The organism is Bacteroides caecigallinarum, from assembly GCF_021530995.1.
Taxonomy (GTDB): domain Bacteria; phylum Bacteroidota; class Bacteroidia; order Bacteroidales; family Bacteroidaceae; genus Phocaeicola; species Phocaeicola faecigallinarum.
Map to the genome: position 1 here is coordinate 1 of NZ_JADYTF010000370.1, position 255 is coordinate 255.

1 pseudogene is annotated in these 255 nt (G+C 43.5%); it reads right to left on the bottom strand.

Going from position 1 to position 255, the window contains the following annotated elements:
* A pseudogene (locus tag I6E24_RS17075) lies at positions 1-255 on the bottom strand (IS4 family transposase); the annotation flags it as partial.

The following is a 255-nucleotide window of genomic DNA, read 5'->3' on the forward strand; positions in this document are numbered from 1 at the left end:
TGCGGTATGCTTCAAAAAAGTTCAGTCCGGTATTGGTGGAAAGGAATGCGTTCCATGTTCCTTTCCGTCCTCTTTTACAGAAGAAGATGCGGATTTTCCGGTTGGCATATTCAGCATCTATATAAGCATAATGACAATTCAGCTTGCGGCTGTACCTGACAGACTTTTCTTTTTTCAGTCTGTCAATGATGGCGGATGCGTTCAAGTTGCCAAACCTGGTCTTGTATCGGGTCTTGCCCATTTTAATCATGCCTA